Genomic DNA, 15,598 nt, shown 5'->3' on the forward strand with positions numbered 1-15,598 from the left:
GCAGGGAGCGTCGTCTTTACGCTCGCCGGGTATGCCCGCGAGCCGAGCTCGCTTCCGACCGCTCGGCGGAGGCGCGCCTACGTCATCGTCGGCATCGCCGCCGTCATCGTCGTCATCCCGCTCGCGTTCAACACGATCGTGTCCTTCGCCCTGACCTCGTGGGGGCTCACGATCCGCAATGCCTCCCAGGAGTGGATTAGCGTCGATCCCACGGCATCCATTTCGGATATCCACTGGGTCGGGCTGAACGCAACGATCGATGTGGTCACCGATGACGGTGAGATCCCCGGCACTGACGACCTCGCGTCGGCGCTGGACAAGCTGCCCGATTTCGTCGGCGTATCGGTTCGCGTGCAGACCGAGGCTGAGTACGCGATCCGCTAACGATTCACCTCAGCGGGCTCTCTAGACTGCGAATGAGCTTCCGGATCGGGTAGCCGCGCCAGTCGACATCGACAACGTAAGGAACCGCACATGCAACTGGGAATGGTCGGACTCGGACGAATGGGCGCGAACATCGTGCGCCGCCTCATGAACGACGGGCACGAGTGCGTCGTCTACGACGTGAATGCGGATGCCGTCACCGCCCTCGCCGGTGAGGGTGCGACGGGCGCGGAGTCGTTTGCCGACATGGCGAGCAAGCTCGAGGCGCCGCGCGCGATCTGGCTCATGATCCCCGCGGGCCTCACGGGCGACGTTGTCGACCAGGTAGCCGAGGTGCTCGAGCCCGGCGACATCATCATCGACGGCGGCAACTCCAACTACCGCGACGACGTCCGCCGGGCTGCGAAGCTCAAGCCGAAGGGCATCCATTACGTGGATGCCGGCACCAGCGGTGGCGTGTTCGGCCTCGAGCGTGGCTACTGCCTCATGGTCGGCGGTCCGAACGAGGCGTTCGACCGCATCGAGCCGATCCTCAAGACCATCGCGCCTGGCAAGGGCGACATCGAGCGCACGCCGGGACGCGCCGGCGACTACGCCCCCGAAGAACTCGGCTACCTGCACTGCGGCCCATCGGGGGCCGGCCACTTCGTGAAGATGGTCCACAACGGCATCGAGTACGGGATCATGGCCGCGCTCGCCGAGGGCATGAACATTCTCAAGAATGCTGACGCGGGAGTCCGTGAAGCGGAGCACTCTGCCGAGATCGCCCCGCTGGAAGAGCCCGAGTTCTACCAGTTCACGATCGACACCCCCAAGGTTGCCGAGCTGTGGCGCCGCGGATCGGTGATCTCGTCGTGGCTGCTGGACCTCACCGCCGCGGCTCTCGAAGAGAACCCCACGCTCGATGGACTTGCCGGCCGGGTCTCCGACTCCGGTGAAGGTCGCTGGACCGTCAAGGCTGCCGTCGACACCGGGGTACCCGCTCCCGTGCTCTCGGCAGCGCTGTTCGAGCGGTTCGCATCCCGTGACGAAGATCACTACGCCAACCAGCTGCTCTCGGCGATGCGCCTGCAGTTCGGTGGCCACCACGAACTCCCCACCGGCGATGTGTTGGAGGCCGGCGCGCGGAAGTCCGATCAGGCCGGCTGAACGTCGAGCGCCGGAAGGCTCGCTTCGAATGTTGTGCCCTGGCCCGGCGCGCTCGTCACGCGCAGAATGCCGCCGTGCGCGCTCACGAGGGCATGGGCGATTGCAAGTCCGAGGCCAGATCCCGCGGAGTGGCGGGAGGAATCGCCCCGCCAGAACCGCTCGAACACGTGGGGGAGCTGCTCGGCCGGGATCCCTGGGCCAGTGTCGTGCACGCGCAGGATGACGCGATCGGCGTTCACGCGAGTGCTGATGGTGACCTCTGCATCCGCGGGAGTGTGCTGCAGCGCATTACCCACAAGGTTCCGCGCCACCTGGGTCAGGCGGGGTTCGTCGCCGAGGACGGGCGCGGGGCCATCGGTGTCGACAGTGAGCCGGCACTCAGGATGCAGCACGCGGGCATCCGAGGCCACCTCCGCCGCGACCGCGGCGAGATCGACCGGGGTGTTCTCGAGGGGCCGGCCGGAGTCGGTCCGCGCGAGCAGGGACAGCTCGTCGGTGAGGAGTCGCATGCGCCCCAGCTGTCGCTCCACGCGCGCCATGGCTTCCGCGAGGGCGTCGGGGTCGGTCAGGCCACCCCGAAGGTACAGCTCGACCCAGCCGCTGGCCGTGGTCAGCGGGGTGCGCAGCTCGTGCGAGGCATCGGCGACGAATGAGCGCATGCGGTTCTCGGCATCCTCCTGCACGTCGAAGGCGAGGTTCACGGTGCTCGCCATCCGCGCGATGGCCGGATCGCCGCTGCTCTCGACGGGAAGCCGCAGCGTGAGATCGCCCTCCGCGATGCGTTCGGCGTGCTCAGCCATCGCGGTGAGAGGGCGAAGGCCGCGGCCTACGACGATCGCCGCCGCGATGATGAGGATGATGGTCGTCACGACCGCTGTCACCGAGAGCGCCGAGATCAGGAGAACGCCATTGGCCTCGCGATCGGTCGTGCGCACGACGAGGACTGCCGAGGTCACCGGAACATCGCTCGCGTTCTCACTGAACGAGAGCGCGAGCCCCGTCGTGTCGATCGTCTCGGCGAGGTACCGGCCATCGATATCGGTCGGCTCGTGAGCCGCGCGAGCCACGATCGTGGGAACGTCTGCTTCTGGGATGCCGGCGGCCGTCAGCACGCCATCATCGCCCAGAAGGATGATGCCGAGCGAGTCAGCCGCGATGCGCTGCACGGTCTCGCTCGAGATGACCGCGCCCCCGGTCGCATCCAGCCCCGCGGTCATCCGCTGCGCCGTGTTCTCGAGCTGGGTGAGGTCGCGTTGGCTCAGCAGTGGAAAGATCGCGAAGGAGGCGATGACCGCGCCGCCGAGCACCACAGCCACCATCACGACAGCGAGGGTCACCGTCAGCCGCGCCCTGATCGATCGCACGTCAGCGACCGGCATCCGTGCGAAGGACGTAACCGAAGCCGCGCACCGTCTCGATCAGCGGGTCTCCATGCGCATCGAGCTTGCGCCGCAGGCTCGAGATGAAGCGCTCGACGACGTTGGCCTCACCGCCGAAGTCATAGAGCCACACTTCTCTCAGGATCTGGCTCTTGGACAGGACCTGATCGGGGTTGGCCATGAGCATGTGCAGGAGCCGGAACTCCGTCGGCGAGAGGTCGATGCGCGTCCCGCCACGCTCGACCAGGTGACGCTGTTCGTCAAGCACGAGGTCGGCGACGCGGATGGCGGCGTCCTCAGGGTCGGGTTCCGTGAGCGCTGTGCGGCGCAGGAGCGTCTCGATCCGGGCGATGACCTCGACGGCGCTGGATTGGTGGACTCGAGGATGTCGACGGTTACGAGCAGGGGCGCGTTCCACCCGGGCCCGAACGTCTCGGCCACCGCATCGAAGTGGTCGTGGCTGTTCGTACCGACCGGCTTGGTGCTGGCATCCGGCAGCGCGAGCGCCAGCTGGGCTGCCGGCAGCGCGAGTGCGCCGACGCCGACGACAACGAGCACGATGGTCAGCGCGGGAACGCGTGTCACGATCCGCACCCAGCGGCTCGAGAGTGTTCTCCGCTCGCCGGATGCCGGGGCGGTGGCGCGGCGTCGCGTCCGTCGAGGGCGAGGTGTGAGTCGCGTGCCGGCCAGCAGCGCGAGTGCCGGCAACAGTGTCAGAGCGACGAGCACCGCCGTGGCAACCGCGAGCGACCCGCCGAAGGCCATGACGGTGAGCACGGGGATGCCGACGACCGACAGCCCGAGGAGCGAGACAATCACCGTCAGGCCCGCGAAGACCACGGCACCGCCGGCGGCCCCCAAAGCCCGAGACATCGCTTCCCGCGGCTCGAGGCCGGCAGCCAGCTCTTGCCGATGCCTGGACAGGATGAACAGGGAGTAGTCGATCGCAACCGCGAGCCCCAGCATCGTCGAGAACGACGGGGTCGCCGTCGAGATGTCCGCGACGTGTGACGCGAGAGCCAGGATGCTGATCGTCGCGCCGACCCCCGCGATGGCGGCGAGGATTGGCATCCCGGCCGCGAGGAATGAGCCGAACGTCACGAACAGCACCAGCAGGGCGACGACGATGCCGATGACCTCCGATAGGTGCGATATCTCGGGGTTGCCTTCGCCGTAGGCCGAACCTCCGATCGTCGAGGTCACGCCGTTCTCATCGACGATCGCGGCCTCGTACACGGCATCCAGGGTCTCGTCGGAGGGTTTCTCATCCTCGAACTGCACGGTGGCCAATGCTGCGTCGCCGTTCTCGTCGATCTGCAACCGGTCCATGCTGCTGACGTTCGCGACACCGGGGACGTCTTCGATGCTCTCAAGGGCCTCTTGCACCACCGCGGTGGCATCGGCATCCTCGATCGACCCCGAGTCGGTGCGAAAGAGGAGCTGTGCACTCGCGCCCGCGGCCGATGACCCGAAACGCTCCTCGAGGACGGTCTGTCCGACCTCCGACTCGGTGCCGGGCACCGAAAAGTTGTCGGCGTAAGCGGTTCCGGCCACGCGGCTTGCGCCGAGGAGCGCGAGAATCACGACCAGCCATCCGATGATGACGAGCAGGCGATGGCGAGCGACCAGGTGGCCGAGCCGGTGCAGGGCAAGTGACATGAGAGCCTTCCGGGCGAGCGGATGCGGTAGTCACCAGTCGAGACCGCCGACCTGACCGCCCACGCTCGGCGAACCTGACGGAAAGCTGACGATTCAGTCCGCGCACCCGGCCAGCGGTCCGGCAAGACCACTCGCGCCGGATGCCGAAGCCGGAGCCGTTACGGAGAGCGTCAGCTCGTCCTGTGCCAGGGATACCGTCGTCACGGCTATCGCGTCCGGGTCACTCGGGAGCTCGATCCCGTCGATGAGAGCTGCGGGCACTGCGTCACCTGCCCGTGAGAGCATGGCCGGTGGTACCTCGAATCCGGCGACGGTGACGGAGCTCGGCACGAGCTTCCATCCGTCGGGAGTGGATGAGGGCAGAAAGCCGATCGTGGTCGGGATCGTCCTTCCGCGGTACGGCATCTCGACCGTCACAGACAGGCCAGTCGGCTCGATCCGGACGTCGACGGGGGTATCGAACCGGCATGCGGCCATCGCCGCCACGGCACTGCTGTCGACCATGACCTGCAGATCCACGCGACCGGTGAGCGCTTGCCATATCGCCGGCGTCGGACCAGAGGAGACAGAGAGCCCCTCGACGGTGAATCCGGAGGTGGCGGTGTCAATCCTCGTGTCGATGTTCGCCCGGACGATCAGCTCCGATCCCACCACGGCTCCGATGACGATTGCGGCGCCGATGGCGCCCCAGGTCCATGCTCGCTTGTTCACTCATCCATCGCAGCCGTACGACCTTCCGGATGGCGAACCGTGCGCTGACGGGTGACTGACGCACCGCTCCCGGCGGTGTTCTCGGCACTCTGACCCTCGGCTAGAGTGCCAGGATGCGGAGCAGGCGCACGTGAGCGGAGTCATCCGTTTCGCGTTCCGCCGCGCCGCATCGGCACGCGCGTCGCTTGTCGCGATGGCAGTTTTCGCGGGACTATCAGGCACGGTGGTCGCTGCTGCGACCACCGTGGACGCCGCCCGGGTCGACCGCGCGACGGCGGACGGGCTCACGACGGGCGGGTCTGGCGGAGTCGCAGCGGTCGCGGTCGGGCTGCTCGCCCTATCGATCGCCCTGGCGGTCGTGCTTTCGACGGTCGAGGTCACGCGGTCACGCGCCGGCGAGACGAGACTGCTGCTGGCCCGCGGCATGGCGCCGCGCTGGCTGGTGACGATGGCAGTAGTCGAAACCGCCGTCGTCACGACGGTGTCAAGCGTTGCCGGTGCTCTCGGAGCGGGTCTGCTGGTGTGGGCCCTGACGACGACCGTTCCGCAGATCGCCCTGACAGCTACGGGTGTTGCGATGATCATCGTCGGCACCTCGGTGAGTGCCGGTGTGCTTGCCGGGCGCGAGAATCCGCCGACGAGGGCCGTCGCGGTAGCCATCGCTGTGATCGTTGTCATCGCCATCATCACGGGGGTGGCGACCTGGCGCCTGCTGACTTTCGGTGTGGACCCCCTCTCGTTCCTGGCCCCGTCCCTGCTCCTGCTCGTCGTTGCCGCGGCATCGACAGTTCTCGCTCTTTCCGTGCTCCGGATGCTGAGTCGGGCCGTTGCCAGGAAGCGTGGCCTCATCGTCGTCACGGCACTGCGGCGACTCTCTCGCCGTCCTGGCCGCTCCGCTGCGTCGATGGTCGCTGTCGCCATTGCCGTGGGGATGAGCGTCGTGGCAGCCGCCTACATCTCCAGCGCTGACGGGCTCGGAGACGGGCCCGAATCCCTGCGAGTGGGCTCAGACCTTCGGGTCGTGACGATCCCCGTCGACGTTGCGCCCTCGGCTATCGCGGACGCAGCCCGGGCAGAGGCCGCGATGGAAGGCCGCCAACTGGTTGCGAGTATGCCTTCGACGCGCTCAGATCGTGACCGGGTCCCGATCCTGGCTCTGGAATCCGACAAGCTCTCCCAGGTGATGACGGAGATCCCCGGTGTCGTCGATCCGGGCGATTGGTTCGAACGCCTCAGTCGGCCTGCGGATGCTGGACGGGTTCCGGCCCTGGTGTCGCAAGACGTCGCCGACGATCTGGGACTCGTCGAGGGCGACTCCCTCGCCCTCGACGCCTCCTCGCCCACGCTCACGGCTGACATGGTGATCGCCGGCGTGGTCCCCGTGATCCCGGGAACCCCGGGCTCGCGGGGTTTTGTCGTAGACCTCGCGCGTCTGACCGTTGTGTCGGGGGAGTCGGTCGAACCCAATCAACTCTGGCTTGCCTCCGACGACCCCAGTGCATCAGCCGCTCTGATCGAACGGGACTACCCGCAGGTCGTCGTGCTCACTCCCGATCCGGCTGTCGCCGCAGACCGGGTCGGGCAGGGATCGGTTCTTCAGGTATCGGCGATCGGGTCCGTCCTCATCGCCCTGACGCTGCTCGTCCTGCGCGGTGGAGTCAGCGGGACCGATGCTCGTGAGGCGGCGCTGCTGGCCATTGTCGGCGCTGGCAGGCGTGGTGCGACCACGGTGGTGGCAGCGCAGAACACGACAGCCCTTGTCGTCGGTTTCGTTGCCGGGATCATCGGGGGCGCGGTAACGGCAGTAGTGACGGTACCTGCGGCGGTGAGGTGGGCATCCGGTAACCTTCCCGCTGCCTATCCCGTCGGCATCCAGGTCGATGGTCCCACCCTGCTCGCGCTGCTGGCGGTGCTGCTGGTCGGTGGACTCGCCATTGCCTGGTGGGTGCGTCTTCCGAGAGCGCTCGCGCGACTGGTCCGAGAGGACGAGTGACGGATGCGGCCGGATCGCCTTTTGGTTCTCCGCCTGCTGCGGCGTCGCTTCGGTGTGTCCCGTGGGGCTGCAACGGTCATCGTCGTTCTTGCTGCGATGACGGCGCTGCTCATCTCCGCAGCGCCGCGCTTGCTGGTCCAGGTCACCCGGGACGAGGTTGCTCACCAGGTCGGTCAGCTCGCCCCGACTACGCGAGACCTGACGGGGACGGTGTCGGCAGTCGTGCCCGAGGGCGGCATCCTGGGCCTGGAATCGTCACTGTCGGGCGCGAGCGATCAGTGGCCGTCGATCGTTCAGGGCCTCGTGGGTGACGGCCAGGTCGCTGTATACACGGATCCGCTGCGGGCGACCCCCGACCTTCTGGCGCCGACCTCGCCCTTAGCCGACGTCCAGTTCATGGCTGAGCCGGATGCCCTCGCACACCTGCAGGTTGTCAACGGCTCGTGGCCGCAGGAGTGGTTGGGGAGCGGGACGCTGCAGATCGCGCTCAGCGAAGACGCTGCCGGCACCATGGACTGGCCGATCGGAGAGCGGCGCACGATTCTCACCGCGACCGCACCGCTCGAGGTGGTATTGACGGCAACCGTTCGAGCAACCGATCCGGACGACCCGCGCTGGCTCCATCTGCCAACGGCGCTCACGGCAACCGTCTTCGACGACGGGAATCGGCGACCCGTGGCAACCTCCGCCGCGTGGATAGATCCCGGGACCTGGGACGCGTTGGACCCGCCCGGAACGGTGGTCGTGTGGTACCCCGTCAATGCCGACGGCGCCGCCGAGGTCGACGTCCCACAGCTGCTTCCGGCGATTCGCGCGATCGTCGCCTCGCCCCTGCCGCTCGGTCCAGCCGGTGATGTCCGCGTCTCGCTGGAGTCCGGATTGGTCACCGCGCTCGGCACCGCCATCGGGCGCACCGAAGCTACGCGCGCGATCCTCATGGTCGCAGCGGTCGGTCCGGTCGTCGTGGCCTTCTCGCTCGAGGTGCTCGCGGCGGCGCTCATGGTTCGTCGGCGTCGTCAGCAGCTGGCGCTGCTGGCCGCGCGAGGTGCCGCCTCGTCCCAGTTGCGGCGCCTGCTCGCTCTCGAGGGGGCGCTGCTCGGCATCCCCGCCAGTGTCCTTGCGGCCGCGCTCGGGGTCTTCCTCGTTCCCTCGGACGCAGGCTGGTTCCCTGTCGCGCTCGCTGTTCTCGCGGGTGCGGTTCCGGCCGCGGCACTTGCTCTCGCACTGCCCCGACATCTCCTCGCTGTCGGTCGGGAAGACCTCGATCGAAGGCGCCGCACGCTGCCGATGCTGGCGACGGAGGCTCTCGGGGTCGTGCTCGCCGCGGGAGCCGTGACCGTGCTGCTGGTCCGCGGCGCGGGCGCTGGAGCTCTCGATCCGCTCGCGGTGGCCGCGCCGCTGCTGGTGACCGTAGCGCTCGCGCTGATCGTCGTGCGGCTGCATCCGATCCCCCTCGCTCTGGCCTTGCGTCTGCAACGGCGTCGCTGGGGAGCGACGGGCCTCGTGGGCGCCGCGCGCGCCGTCCGGGAACCGGTTGCCGGGACGGCGGCAGTGCTCGCGATGCTCGTGGCCGTCGCGATCGCGGTGTTTTCCTCGGTTGTGCTTGCCACCGTCGACCGTGGCGCCGTCGTCGCGGCTGAGCGCATGGTCGGCGCAGACATCCAGATCTCCGGCCCGTACGTTGATGCCGATCAGCTCGACACGATCCGGGGGGTCGAGGGTGTCGCGGCCGTCGCGGGCCTGCTGCGCGGCGACTATCTGCCGGTCACGGGCCCCGGGGGCCGCGTAACCGCTGAGGTCATCGCCACCGATCCGACGGCGCTCGCGGCTGTGCAGGACGGAATGGTGGGAGCCTTCCCCGGGGGACTCGCCGACGGGGAGATCCCCGTGCAGGTCGTCCCCTCGACGGCGCTCGCGGCCGAGCTCGGTGGAGCGATCAACGCCATTTCGGGGGCGCCTGCGGAGGCAGCCGAACCGATCGAGCAGATTCTGGGTCTCACGGCTTCGTCGGAGTTCGTCGTGATGGGGGCCGATGACTACACCGCACTCACCGGCAAGGGCTTTTTCCCGCGCACGGTGCTGATCGAGGTCGCGCCGGGCTACGACGCCGCTGCCGTCATCGATCGCGTCGGTCAGATCGTCGGCGGCACCTTCTCGGTAAGTCTGCTGGATGCCTCAACCGACGAGATCCGCAGTTCTCCGGCGGTCACGGCCCTGCGGGTCGCCTTGCTCAGCGCGGTCGGTATCGCGATCGCGCTGTCGGCGGTTGCCGTCCTCGTCGTGGCCGGCGTGACCCGCGATGCGCGCTCCCGCGTCATTGCGCTGCTGCGCACGATGGGCATGGGGCGCCGCGAGACACGCGGCGTCGTGGCGTGGGAGTTCGTTCCGCTCGGAGTCACCGCCTTGGTGGCTGGCGGGGCTCTCGGCATCCTGTTGCCCCTTCTGATCGTGTTCTCCATCGATCTGCGCCCGTTCACCGGTGGGGGCGGCCAGCCCTCGCTCTTCATCGATCCCGTCCTGAGCGCTACGCTCGTCGCGATCGTGCTGGCAGCTCTCGCCCTCGCCGTGATCGGCGGCGTGCTGAGTGCTCGCGCGACCTCGACGGCGACAGTGCTGCGAATGGGGGAGGACTGAGATGACACCAGCACCCTCGGCTGAAGCCGACATCCACTGCGAAGGACTCGTGCGGATCTTCACCGTCGCCGATATCGAGGTGCAGGCCCTCCAGGGCCTTGACCTGTTCGTCGGTCGCGGGGAACTTGTCGCACTCGTCGGAGCCTCGGGTTCAGGCAAATCGACGCTGCTGGCGATTCTGTCGGGATTGGATACCCCCACGGCGGGGAAGGCTGTGGTCGCTGGCCGTGACCTGCCGTCGCTGACCAACCGCGATCGCGTGGCCTACCGGCGCGATGTGGTGGGCTTCGTCTGGCAACAGACAGCGCGGAACCTGCTGCCCTACCTCTCCGCGCTCGAGAACGTCGAGCTGGCCGCAGCCATCGGGCGCAAGCCTCGTGCGAAGGAGCGTGCGCTGCGGATGCTGGATCTCGTCGGGGCTGCCCACCTGGCAGGCCGGCACCCGGCAGAGCTCTCGGGCGGGCAGCAGCAGCGCGTCGCGATCGCGGTCGCACTGGTCAATGAGCCTCGGGTGCTGCTGGCCGATGAGCCGACCGGCGACCTCGACGAGGAAGCATCGGCGGAGGTTCTTCGCACCTTCGAGCAGGTCAACGCCGAGCTGGGAACCACCGCTCTGATCGTCACCCACGACCCGGCGGTCTCTGAGCACGTCCAGCGGACTGTCCAGATCCGGGACGGTCGTACGGCAACCGAAGTGTTGCGCTGGACTCACACCGATGACGACGGACGCGAGCACGCCATGGCCGAGGAGTTCGTCGTGCTCGACCGAGTCGGGCGGATGCAGCTGCCGGCGGACTACCTGACGAGCCTGGGCCTGCGTGATCGGGTGCGACTACAGCTTCAGGCCGATCATGTCGCGGTGCGGCCCGGTCACGAGGGCTCTGCGGTACCGGACTCGGCCGGAGCAGCGACGGGACGAGACGAGGCTGCAGATGAGTGAGCGTTCGGTGGAGCCGGTGGTCACGGCATCCGACATCTCGGTGACCCACCTCACACCGGCTGGCGAGGTGCATGCCCTCGTGCGCGCCTCCCTGGAGCTGTACCCGGGGGAGCTTGTCGTGCTCATCGGACCCTCGGGGGCAGGAAAGACGACCCTCTTGCACGTCCTCGGTGGTATCGAGTCGGCGTCGAGCGGATCAGTTCGTGTCGGAGAGACGGTGGTCACGGATGCCCCGGAGCGCGACCTCGACAGGGTGAGGCGCGACGATATCGCGTTCATCTTCCAGTCGTTCGGGCTGCTCGAGGCGCTCACTGCCGCGGAGAATGTCGAGATTCCGCTTCGGATCGCCCGGGCAGAACCCCGCGCGCGCGACGAGCGCGTCAGCGCACTCCTGGAGCGTGTCGGTCTCGCAGGCCACGCTGCGCAGCGCCCGGCAGAACTCTCTGGGGGGCAGCGTCAGCGCGTCGCGATCGCGCGAGCACTGGCGGCGTCGCCGCGCGTGTTGCTGGCCGATGAGCCGACAGGCCAACTCGACTCACACACTGCCGAGGCGATGATCGACCTGATCGCCTCGGTCGCGCATGACGACGGCGTCGCTGTGCTTCTCTCGACCCACGATCCATCGATCGTGGCGCGCGCGGATCGCGTGCTCGAGATCCACGACGGCGTGCTCACCGAGCGAAGCCTGCTCGCGCCGGCCTCGGCATCCGAATGATCAGCGCCTCTCAGATCCTGGGCTGTCGGATAGCCTGAGCGCCAGGTGACACGGCGAGACACCGGGGGATCCACATGGAGCTGAGTTCGTTTCCGATCATCGGTATCGCGCTTGCGGTGCTGTCGGCGGCGCTGCTCACTGTCGGAAACCACCTCCAATCGGTCGGGGTCGAACGGGCCAGCGGTGGGGGCTCACGGCGCCTCGGTGTCGCGGGTTTCTGGGCCCTCGCGAGGACGCCCGTTTGGCTCCTCGGGTCTGTGCTGTTCGGGCTGGCCATTCTCGCGCAACTGGCTGCTCTCGCTTTCGCCCCGCTTATCGTCGTCCAGCCGGTGGGAGTGATCGCGCTCGTTTTCGCTTCTGCGCTCACCGCGGTCGTCACGCGCCGCCCGCCTCGCCGCCCCGAAATCGTGGCGATCGCGGTCGCCGTGGTGAGCCTTGCCGCGTTCGTCGGTGTCGCGGCCGCCGTCAGCGTGCAGACGACGATCACCGACCGTGAGCTCATCCTGATCCTCATCATCCTGCTCGTCGTTCTTGCCGCGACCTTCGCAGCACTCGCTTGGCTGCGGCGGCGCGGCATCCCTCCCGTTGCCTACGTCGTGCTCGGCGGGCTGTTCGCAGGATTCGTCGCAACCCTCGGCAAGACCGTCATCCTGCGCGTCCAGACCGCCTGGGCCTCTCAGGACTTCAGCATCGACGACACAAACCTGCTGACGATCGCCTGCCTTGTCGGGATCGCGGTTGCCGGCGCGCTGTCGATCTACTTCGTGCAGACAGCCCATACCGTGAGCAACCCGCAGACAGTTGTCGCGGGGCTCACGATCGTCGACCCCTTCATTGCTGTCATCCTCGGCATCACCGTGCTCGGCGAGGCAGTCGGAGCGCCGCTGTGGAGCTTCGGCGTGTTCGCCGTTGCCGGCGCCGGCGCCATGTGGGCGGTCTGGCGGCTCGCCTCGATCACGCAGCCGTCGCGGTGACCAGCTCGCGCTCAGCGACGTGACCGGCGGATCTTCTCGGGAAGAATATCCCCATGCCTGCATACGAATTCTCGGCTGACCCGCGCCGTGTCGATCGGGTCACGGTTCACCGCTGGCTGAGTGAACTGTCGTATTGGGCGCGAGGACGCAGCCGCGAGCAGCAGGATGCCGCGATCGAGAACTCCCGCAATTACGGGATCTATGACTCCGAGACTGGTGCGCAGTTGGGCTACGCACGGATCGTGACGGACGGCGCGACTTTCGCCTGGCTGTGCGATGTCTTCGTCTCTCCGGATGCCCGAGGCCGGGGCATCGGAAAGGCGCTCATGGCCGGGATCGTCGCGGACGTCGAACCGCTCGGCGTCCGCCGTGTCATGCTGGCGACCGCCGACGCGCACGGACTGTACGCCCAGTTCGGATTCGAAGGCGTGCGCGCGCCCGAGAAGTACATGGTTCTCGGAGCCCACTGACACGTCGGGCGCGTGTCGGGGCTGCGCGGTACGCTCGCGGAATGCATCGCCTCACGCGGGACGAAGCGCGCCGGATCGCCGTGCGTGCGCAGTTGCTGGATGCCGATCGTCCCGGCGACGTCGTCGAGGTCGCCGAGCAACTCGGGAGCATCAAGATCGACCCGACCGCAACCATTGCTCCCGCGGAACAGACCGCATTCTGGAGCCGAATCGGGTGGGGCTATGAGCCAGGTCAGCTGAAGAAGGCCGTTGAAGACGATCGTCTGCTGTTCGAATTCGACGGGCGGTTCTTCGCCTCCAGCCTGATGCCCTACATGGTGCCGCTGATGCGTGCCCGGCAGCTGCGCGCCGCATCTCGCGAGTACCTCGAGGCAAACGCCACCTTTCGCAAGGATGTGCTTGCCCGCCTACGCGCCGAGGGGCCGCTGCTGGCATCCGAGATCCCTGACACCAGCGTGGTGCAGCGCAGCAACGAGAGCGGCTGGTACGGATCGAACCAGGTGCCACGGATGCTCGAGCTGCTCTCGGTCATCGGCGAGGTGGCAGTGGTCCGACGCGAGAACCGGCAGCGAGTGTGGGACCTGGCAGAGCGGTTGTACGGTCCGGATGACGGATCCTTAACGCCCGAGGAAGCCGAAGAGCGGATGCAGCAGCGACGCCTTCAAGCTGCCGGGATCGCGCGCCAGAAGTCGCCCTGGAGCGACGTCGGCATGGCGGGGGAGCCGGCGGAGATCGAGGGGAGCGCGTGGAAGTGGCGCGTTGACCCCGAGGCGATCGCCGCCCTCGACGACGACCCCGGGGGCCGCGTCGCGATCCTCAACCCGTACGACCGGATGCTCTTCGACCGCCCGCGCCTTGCCGAACTGTTCGATTTCGACTTCATCCTCGAGCAGTTCAAGCCCAAAGCCCAACGCGTGTACGGCTACTTCGTGCATCCGATCCTCATCGGTGACCGTTTCTCGGCGCTGCTGGATGCCGAACTCGACAAGAAGAAAGAGAACCTCGTCGTCTCGGCCGTCCACGAGCTGATCCCGTTCGATGACGAGGAGCGCGAGATGGTGGATGCCGAGATTCGCGACCTTGGAGAGTGGCTCGGTGTTCCGGTGGTGTTTGCCTCGGGACGCCGATAGGCCCGGCGCGTACCCTCGGATCATGGCGCACCGGATCTTCACCACGAGCTTCGCGTCGGTCTACCCGCTCTACATCGCGAAGGCCGAACGCAAGGGGCGAACGAAGGGCGAGGTCGACGAGATCATCGCCTGGCTCACGGGCTTCGATGACGACGCTCTGGCGCGACACCTCGACGAGAGCACGACGTTCGAGGAGTTCTTCGCGGGTGCCGACCTCAACCCGCGCGTCTCGGCGATCACCGGGGTTGTCTGCGGCGTTCGTGTGGAGGAGATCGAGGATCCGCTGATGCAGAAGATCCGATACCTCGACAAGCTGATCGACGAACTGGCCAAGGGCAAGGCGATGCCGAAGATCCTCCGGCAGGCGTGACGTTGCCGCTCGTCAATCATCTGGGTATCTCGGTCGCCGACGTCGCGGCGACTGCTGACCGATTCGAGCCGGTGCTCACCGAGCTCGGCTACGTTCGCACGGATGCCGGGTCCACAGTGTTCTGGACGAGACCGGGCGAGACGGAACTCATCTTCTATCCCGCTCGTGACCCCGGGAGCGGTCCGCACGAGCATGGCAGGGTCGGCTGGCAGCACCTCGCGTTCGCGGTCGGCTCGCGCGCAGAGGTGGACCGACTGCACGCGGTGGCGGTGGCTTCCGGCTGGGGCGCGGTCCGCGATCCCAAGCGGTATCCGCGCTTCACGCCCCGGTACTACGCATCCTTTCTCGAGGATGAGAACGGCATCCGTATCGAGTTCATGCACAACCCGCCGCGCGAGGCGAAGGACTGACGTCAGGTCTCGACGGAGGGGGCGACCGCCGGGATGAATGTCGGAGGTATGTTCTAATGTCGAGGCATGACGAACTCGCTCGTGGGCATCGCGGAAGCGCTGGAAGCGCTCGCTGCTGCCGGCGCCGAACGGTCGCCGGAGTCGCTGACTGCAGCTGAGCTCGTTGCCGTGAACAAGGCTTACGGTGCGCTGCGGCGGCGCGTGGATGCAGCATTCGCGCCGGTTGCCGCCGAGATCGCTCGTCAGTCGCGGCGTGAGCTCGGCAAGCAGTCTTTCGCCAAGCGTCAAGGGTTTGCCTCGCCTGCCGCGCTGATTTCGACCACGAGCGGCACCGGCATCGGTGAGGCTTTGCGCATCGTCCAGGTCGGCGAGGCCACCGCGCCCCGCATGACGCTCACGGGTGATCCGTTGCCCGCGAAGCGGCAGTACGTGGCGGCGTCTGTCGCCCGGGGGGACCTCGGGGTGACGCCGGCGGCGGCGATCGTGACACTCCTCGACCGGCTGGCCCTTCGTGTAGACCCTGCGCGCATCGACGAAGCAGAACGGCAGCTCGTGGAACTTGCGCCCGGAATGCGGCCCGACGAACTCTCGAAGCTGCTGGCGCGCGTCGAGGCGCACCTCGATCCCGATGGTGTCGAACCGCAGCACGAGGATGCCCGGGCGCAGCGCTCTCTCGTTAT

At 67.7% G+C, this 15,598-nt stretch carries 15 protein-coding genes and 1 pseudogene; 12 read left to right on the plus strand and 4 right to left on the minus strand.

Annotated elements, in window-relative coordinates; genetic code table 11:
- Together Q1V87_RS04300 and gnd are read left to right on the plus strand one after the other, a co-directional pair.
- Positions 1-384: pseudogene (locus Q1V87_RS04300) on the plus strand (TIGR00341 family protein); the annotation flags it as partial.
- 90 nt (positions 385-474) lie between these two features.
- Positions 475-1,533 (plus strand): phosphogluconate dehydrogenase (NAD(+)-dependent, decarboxylating), encoded by a 1,059-nt coding sequence (gene gnd, locus Q1V87_RS04305; protein WP_300590989.1) that lies wholly within the window; start codon positions 475-477, stop codon positions 1,531-1,533.
- Here gnd and Q1V87_RS04310 read toward each other — a convergent pair.
- The 4 genes from Q1V87_RS04310 to Q1V87_RS04325 form a co-directional block, all read right to left on the minus strand.
- A complete protein-coding gene (locus Q1V87_RS04310) occupies positions 1,521-2,897 on the minus strand; it encodes a HAMP domain-containing sensor histidine kinase (RefSeq protein ID WP_300590990.1) in 1,377 nt (458 codons plus the stop codon). The two genes, gnd and Q1V87_RS04310, sit on opposite strands and share 13 nt — an antisense overlap.
- A gap of 1 nt (position 2,898) precedes the next feature.
- Positions 2,899-3,093 (minus strand): winged helix-turn-helix domain-containing protein, encoded by a 195-nt coding sequence (locus Q1V87_RS16260; RefSeq protein WP_366945404.1) that lies wholly within the window; start codon positions 3,091-3,093, stop codon positions 2,899-2,901.
- A complete protein-coding gene (locus Q1V87_RS04320) occupies positions 3,051-4,571 on the minus strand; it encodes an MMPL family transporter (protein ID WP_366945405.1) in 1,521 nt (506 codons plus the stop codon). The genes Q1V87_RS16260 and Q1V87_RS04320 overlap by 43 nt, the downstream gene beginning before the upstream one ends.
- Positions 4,572-4,664: 93 nt before the next feature.
- Positions 4,665-5,282: a hypothetical protein gene (locus Q1V87_RS04325; RefSeq protein ID WP_300590991.1), complete on the minus strand. Its 618-nt coding sequence runs from the start codon at positions 5,280-5,282 to the stop codon at positions 4,665-4,667.
- A gap of 130 nt (positions 5,283-5,412) precedes the next feature.
- Here Q1V87_RS04325 and Q1V87_RS04330 point away from each other — a divergent pair, with 130 nt between their 5' ends.
- The 10 genes from Q1V87_RS04330 to Q1V87_RS04375 all read left to right on the plus strand — a co-directional run.
- Positions 5,413-7,275, plus strand: coding sequence for a hypothetical protein (locus Q1V87_RS04330; RefSeq protein WP_300590992.1), 1,863 nt, complete (start codon positions 5,413-5,415; stop codon positions 7,273-7,275).
- A gap of 3 nt (positions 7,276-7,278) precedes the next feature.
- Complete coding sequence (locus Q1V87_RS04335) at positions 7,279-9,909, plus strand: FtsX-like permease family protein (RefSeq protein WP_300590993.1); 2,631 nt, start codon at positions 7,279-7,281, stop codon at positions 9,907-9,909.
- A gap of 1 nt (position 9,910) precedes the next feature.
- Positions 9,911-10,849 (plus strand): ABC transporter ATP-binding protein, encoded by a 939-nt coding sequence (locus Q1V87_RS04340; RefSeq protein WP_300590994.1) that lies wholly within the window; start codon positions 9,911-9,913, stop codon positions 10,847-10,849.
- Positions 10,842-11,564, plus strand: a complete 723-nt coding sequence (locus tag Q1V87_RS04345) for an ABC transporter ATP-binding protein (RefSeq protein WP_300590995.1) — start codon at positions 10,842-10,844, stop codon at positions 11,562-11,564. Before Q1V87_RS04340 ends, Q1V87_RS04345 begins: the two co-directional genes overlap by 8 nt.
- 74 nt (positions 11,565-11,638) lie before the next feature.
- On the plus strand, positions 11,639-12,538 hold the full coding sequence (locus Q1V87_RS04350) for a DMT family transporter (RefSeq protein WP_300590996.1): 900 nt from the start codon (positions 11,639-11,641) through the stop codon (positions 12,536-12,538).
- A 53-nt stretch (positions 12,539-12,591) separates the two neighbouring features.
- On the plus strand, positions 12,592-13,008 hold the full coding sequence (locus Q1V87_RS04355; protein ID WP_300590997.1) for a GNAT family N-acetyltransferase: 417 nt from the start codon (positions 12,592-12,594) through the stop codon (positions 13,006-13,008).
- A 41-nt stretch (positions 13,009-13,049) separates the two neighbouring features.
- Complete coding sequence (locus Q1V87_RS04360; protein WP_300590998.1) at positions 13,050-14,138, plus strand: crosslink repair DNA glycosylase YcaQ family protein; 1,089 nt, start codon at positions 13,050-13,052, stop codon at positions 14,136-14,138.
- A 22-nt stretch (positions 14,139-14,160) separates the two neighbouring features.
- Complete coding sequence (locus Q1V87_RS04365) at positions 14,161-14,508, plus strand: DUF2200 domain-containing protein (protein ID WP_300590999.1); 348 nt, start codon at positions 14,161-14,163, stop codon at positions 14,506-14,508.
- Positions 14,505-14,918 (plus strand): VOC family protein, encoded by a 414-nt coding sequence (locus tag Q1V87_RS04370; RefSeq protein WP_300591000.1) that lies wholly within the window; start codon positions 14,505-14,507, stop codon positions 14,916-14,918. Before Q1V87_RS04365 ends, Q1V87_RS04370 begins: the two co-directional genes overlap by 4 nt.
- A 66-nt stretch (positions 14,919-14,984) precedes the next feature.
- The coding region (locus Q1V87_RS04375) for a DUF222 domain-containing protein (protein ID WP_300591001.1) at positions 14,985-15,598 on the plus strand (614 nt) is incomplete at its 3' end.

The sequence above is a fragment of the Microbacterium sp. genome (assembly GCF_030149085.1).
Classification (GTDB): Bacteria; Actinomycetota; Actinomycetes; order Actinomycetales; family Microbacteriaceae; genus Microbacterium.

Coding starts and splice junctions, on each gene's coding strand:
- Q1V87_RS04355 (WP_300590997.1), top strand. CDS start 12,592: ATGCCTGCATACGAATTCTCGGCTGACCCGCGCCGTGTCGATCGGGTC.
- Q1V87_RS04360 (WP_300590998.1), top strand. CDS start 13,050: ATGCATCGCCTCACGCGGGACGAAGCGCGCCGGATCGCCGTGCGTGCG.
- gnd (WP_300590989.1), top strand. CDS start 475: ATGCAACTGGGAATGGTCGGACTCGGACGAATGGGCGCGAACATCGTG.
- Q1V87_RS04335 (WP_300590993.1), top strand. CDS start 7,279: ATGCGGCCGGATCGCCTTTTGGTTCTCCGCCTGCTGCGGCGTCGCTTC.
- Q1V87_RS04365 (WP_300590999.1), top strand. CDS start 14,161: ATGGCGCACCGGATCTTCACCACGAGCTTCGCGTCGGTCTACCCGCTC.
- Q1V87_RS04350 (WP_300590996.1), top strand. CDS start 11,639: ATGGAGCTGAGTTCGTTTCCGATCATCGGTATCGCGCTTGCGGTGCTG.
- Q1V87_RS04345 (WP_300590995.1), top strand. CDS start 10,842: ATGAGTGAGCGTTCGGTGGAGCCGGTGGTCACGGCATCCGACATCTCG.
- Q1V87_RS04320 (WP_366945405.1), bottom strand. CDS start 4,571: ATGTCACTTGCCCTGCACCGGCTCGGCCACCTGGTCGCTCGCCATCGC.
- Q1V87_RS04340 (WP_300590994.1), top strand. CDS start 9,911: ATGACACCAGCACCCTCGGCTGAAGCCGACATCCACTGCGAAGGACTC.
- Q1V87_RS16260 (WP_366945404.1), bottom strand. CDS start 3,093: ATGGCCAACCCCGATCAGGTCCTGTCCAAGAGCCAGATCCTGAGAGAA.